Origin of the sequence: Mesorhizobium sp. M7A.F.Ca.ET.027.03.2.1 (assembly GCF_003999175.1) — a bacterium.
In the GTDB taxonomy this organism is placed as follows: Bacteria; Pseudomonadota; Alphaproteobacteria; order Rhizobiales; family Rhizobiaceae; genus Mesorhizobium.
In genome coordinates this window covers 1-4086 of the sequence record NZ_RZOM01000543.1, presented here as the reverse complement: position 1 = coordinate 4086, position 4086 = coordinate 1, and the positions used below count along the sequence as shown (strand labels likewise).

The following is a 4086-nucleotide window of genomic DNA, read 5'->3' as shown; positions in this document are numbered from 1 at the left end:
GTCTCTGGATCCGACTTCGAAGAAAGGGACCGCCCGCACGATCATGTGGCAGCGGGCGGTCCGTGCGGACGTGCCGGCAATCGAAGTGCGGTCCAGCGATTATCTTGGACATGGCGCGATCAGCTCTTTCTCACTGGTCGCGCTGCCCTCAATAATCGAGGGGAAGCCGACTGCTTTCATTGGAAACCTCGACGCGACTCATGCCTGGTCCTTCACGAAGGACGTGGCCAGGACGCTGGTCGCCGCTTCCCGCTACACGGGCGAATGGCGACGGGCGTTCCATGCTCCATCGCAACACGCCTCACCCCGGGAACTCATCCTGACGACGGCGGCAATGCTTCACCGTGAAATTCCAGAAACACGTTCCTATTCCATCCCCGAAATGGAAGCATTGGGCATGCATGAACTCATCGAGATGAGCTATCTCTTCGACAATCCCTTGCTGGTCGATTCCTCCGACGCGGAGACGCTTCTCGGAATCAAGGCCAGCGGCCTTGACGTCATGATCGCCGACACTCTGCGTGATCGTCTTTGAAGCTTGAAGACTGGCGCGTCGCGTTGAAACTGAAAAAGCCCGCTCCTTTCGGAACGGGCTGAGCCGGCGGGCCGGACTGGAGGTCAGACGGCCCGCAAATTGCTTTTTTTCTTCTATTCGAGGTAACCCGAGGGATCGACCGGGGCCGAGTTCTTGCGCACTTCGAAGTGCAGCTTCGGCGAGTCCGTCGTGCCGCTCATGCCCGACAGCGCGATTTCCTGGCCGCGCTTGACCTTCTGGCCGCGCTGCACCTCGATCGAGCTGGCGTGGCCGTAGACGGTGACCAGGCCATTCTCGTGGCGCACCAGCACCGTGTTGCCGAATTCCTTGAGGCCGTCGCCGGCATAGATGACGACACCGTTCTCGGCTGCCTTGACCGGTGTGCCCGAGGGCACGGCGATGTCGACGCCGTCTTTGCCGGAGCCGAAACCGGAGATCACGCGACCGCGCACCGGCCAGCGCATCTTGCCGATGCCGGTGGCGTCAGGCGCGACGGCATCGTCGGCCTCGGCCTGCTGGATGACCTTCGAATCCTTCTTCGGCGGCGTGTAGGACGCCAGCGTTTCCGACGGCGTGGTCTTTGCCGCGGGCTGCGTCGTGGCCGTCGTCACCGGATCGACCTTGGCCGGCTTGGCGGCGGCGACGGTCGCGGTTCCGCCGGCGGGCACCTTCAGGGTCTGGCCGATCTTGAGCAAGCCATCCTGCATGCCGTTGGCCTGCTTGATGGCAACGACTCCGACACCGGTTTTCCTGGCAATCGAGGAAAGCGTGTCGCCCGACTGAACCGTATAGGTGCCAGCTGCATTGGTCGCCTTGGCCGCGGCTACCTGCGGCTTGGGCTCCTTGGGCTGGCTCGCGGCGGCCGACGTGTCGACCTGAGCGGTGGATTTGCCCTCCCTAGGCTTCGGCTGCTGCGGCAGGACGGCGACCTTGTCCGGCGCAGTGGCCGGCAGGTTGTGCTTGGTGTCTTTCGCCGGCTTGGCATCCGCGAGCTTCGGCTCGCTCTTGCTCGAATAGGCGTAGGCCGGGATGACCAGCTTCTGGCCGGTCTTCAGCCCCTTGGTCGCGCTCAGCCCGTTGACCTTCATGATCACGTCGGACGGCACCTTGTAGCGCTGCGCCAGGCCGCCGATCGTTTCGCCGTCCCTGACGACGATCTCGGTTGCATGCGGAGTGCCGGAAGCAGCCACGCGGGGTTCGTCAGGTTGCGAAACCTTGAAAGGCGATGCCACCGGGGCGACGGTGCCGGTCGTGGTCCTGTCGACATGCGGTGCGGGGGCCAATGCGGTGCGCACCGGCTTCGATACCGGCGCCACTTCGGGAGCCTGGGCAACGGGCGGAGGCAGCGGCCGCGTCGAGACCGGATCGAGGCTGGAGCGGCTGACCGACTGTGTATGGCTGCCATCGATCGGAGCGGCGGCGACATCGCCCGGATAAGGCTGCTGTACGGCATCCTGCTTGTTGATGATGGTGCGCTGATTGTTGGTCGAGGATGTAAAGACGTCGTCGACGCCATTGAACCGCGAAACCTGGGAACTGCACCCCGCAGCAGCACCCGCGACCATCAGTATGGCGCAGCCTCGCGCCAGATTGCGACCGCTTGTCTTCAAAACACTGAGTTGCATCGCACTAACCCGCACATACCCGGTACAAACTAGGCATGATTAAAGCGCGTTAATGTTACTCGACGGTTAACCCCATGGAATCCGGCGCAATTTTTCTTAAAATATTAGAGAGCGAGCCCAGGGGAGATTTTCAGGTCATGCCGGCCGGGGCCGAAGACGGGCGCGCACCCGACGCGGCGCGGCCTGATCATCGGCATACGCGCTAGATGATAGCGGCGACACCGCGCAGGATCGGCTGCAGGCGAACGAGGCCGATGTCTTCACGCTCGAAGCGGCTGCCGACCTTGGTCAGCTTGGCCAGCACCTGTTCGCCCTCTTCGGGGCCGATCGGCGCGATGACGATGCCGCCGCTCGACAATTGGTCGAGCAGGAAACGCGGCAGGCTGTCGAAGGACGCCCATGCAACGATGCGATCGAACGGCCCTTCATTCGGCAGGCCACCGGAACCATCGGCGTGGCGCACGATGACATTGCCGATGCCGAGCGCCTCGAAGCGCTGCCTGGCCTGCTCGGCGAGCGTCTTGTAGCGATCGGTGGTGATGACCCGCGCCGCCAGCCGCGACATCACCGCCGAGGTGTAGCCCGAACCGGTACCGATCTCGAGCACGCGGTTGCCCTGCTCGATAGCGAGCGCCGCGATCACCGCCGCCTGCATATCGGCACCTTCGATCGCCTCGCCGCATTCGATCGGCAGCATTCGCTCCGACCAGGCGATCTGATGGAACTGGGCCGCCAGGAAGCCGCGCCGCGGCGTCGCCTCGAAGGCCGCGATCAGCGCTTTCGGCACAGTCCCCCGACCGCGCAGACGCAGCAGAAAGGCAGCAAAACCTTCACGGTCATCGATCCCCTGGTTCATGCAAGCGCCTTGCTCAATTGGTCACGGATTTCATGCGCGGTCAGATCGAGCTGCAGCGGTGTCACCGACACCAGCCTGTTGCGCAAGGCGTAGAGATCGGTGCCTTGCTTGCCCTCGACCGGCTCGCCGCCGAAGCGCAGCCAGTAGTATGGCAGGCCGCGCCCGTCGCGGCGCTCGTCGACCCACAGGGAGTGCACGAGCTTGCCTTGCGTGGTGACCACCGTGCCGGCGACCTCTTCGGGCGTGCAATTGGGAAAATTGACGTTGAGCAGCACGCCGTCCGGCAACGGCGTCGCGACCAGCTTCTTCAGCAGCGCCGGCGCCAGCACCTCTGTCGTCTCGTAGGGCACGACGCGATCTTCGCCGACATAGCTGTAGCCCTGGCTGAGCGCGATCGAGCGGATACCGAGCAGCGCGCCTTCCATGGCGCCGGCGACGGTGCCCGAATAGGTGACGTCATCGGCGATGTTGGCGCCGGAATTGATGCCGGACAGGATCAGGTCGGGTGCGCCAGGCAGAATCTTCTTGACGCCCATGATGATGCAATCGGTCGGCGTGCCGCGCACGGCAAAATGCTTCTCGCCGATCTTGCGCAGCCGCAGCGGCTCCGAGATCGACAGCGAATGCGCGTAGCCGGACTGGTCCTGCTCGGGCGCCACCACCCAGACATCGTCGGACAGCGTGCGCGCGACGCGTTCGAGCGACGCCAGGCCCTCGGCATGAATGCCGTCGTCATTGGTCAGGAGGATACGCATTATTTCGCTTCGATCTTTTCCAGGCCGCCCATGTAAGGCCGCAGCACTTCAGGAATGGTTACGCTGCCATCCTCGTTCTGGTAGTTTTCGATGACGGCGATGAGCGCGCGGCCAATGGCTGTGCCCGAGCCGTTGAGGGTGTGGACGAAGCGGTTGCCCTTGCCGTCTCTGTCCTTGTAGCGCGCGTCCATGCGGCGCGCCTGGAAATCGCCGCACACCGAGCAGGACGAGATCTCACGATAGGCGTTCTGGCCGGGCAACCAGACCTCGATATCGTAGGTCTTGCGCGCGCCAAACCCCATGTCGCCGGTGCAC

Annotated in this window: 4 protein-coding genes and 1 pseudogene; 1 reads left to right on the top strand and 4 read right to left on the bottom strand. The window is 63.9% G+C overall.

Translation table 11 applies throughout. From position 1 onward, the window contains the following. A pseudogene (locus EN750_RS21780) lies at positions 1-535 on the top strand (oxidoreductase); the annotation flags it as partial. Between the two features lie 113 nt (positions 536-648). Here EN750_RS21780 and EN750_RS21775 read toward each other — a convergent pair. The 4 genes from EN750_RS21775 to EN750_RS21760 all read right to left on the bottom strand — a co-directional run. Further along, positions 649-2160 carry a peptidoglycan DD-metalloendopeptidase family protein gene (locus tag EN750_RS21775; RefSeq protein WP_127267602.1) on the bottom strand — a complete coding sequence of 504 codons (1512 nt, stop codon included), beginning with the start codon at positions 2158-2160 and terminating at the stop codon, positions 649-651. Between the two features lie 202 nt (positions 2161-2362). Next, entirely contained in the window at positions 2363-3016 is a 654-nt protein-coding gene (locus EN750_RS21770) for a protein-L-isoaspartate(D-aspartate) O-methyltransferase (RefSeq protein WP_127397608.1), read from the bottom strand. Further along, positions 3013-3771 carry a 5'/3'-nucleotidase SurE gene (gene surE, locus EN750_RS21765; protein WP_127397607.1) on the bottom strand — a complete coding sequence of 253 codons (759 nt, stop codon included), beginning with the start codon at positions 3769-3771 and terminating at the stop codon, positions 3013-3015. Before surE ends, EN750_RS21770 begins: the two co-directional genes overlap by 4 nt. Then, positions 3771-4086: aminoacyl--tRNA ligase-related protein (locus EN750_RS21760; RefSeq protein WP_348629614.1), on the bottom strand; the 316-nt coding region annotated here is incomplete at its 5' end. The genes surE and EN750_RS21760, both read right to left, overlap by 1 nt.

Excerpts from the sequence above, each read along its gene's own strand:
- EN750_RS21775 (WP_127267602.1), bottom strand. The coding sequence starts at position 2,160 with ATGCAACTCAGTGTTTTGAAGACAAGCGGTCGCAATCTGGCGCGAGGC.
- EN750_RS21770 (WP_127397608.1), bottom strand. The coding sequence starts at position 3,016 with ATGAACCAGGGGATCGATGACCGTGAAGGTTTTGCTGCCTTTCTGCTG.
- surE (WP_127397607.1), bottom strand. The coding sequence starts at position 3,771 with ATGCGTATCCTCCTGACCAATGACGACGGCATTCATGCCGAGGGCCTG.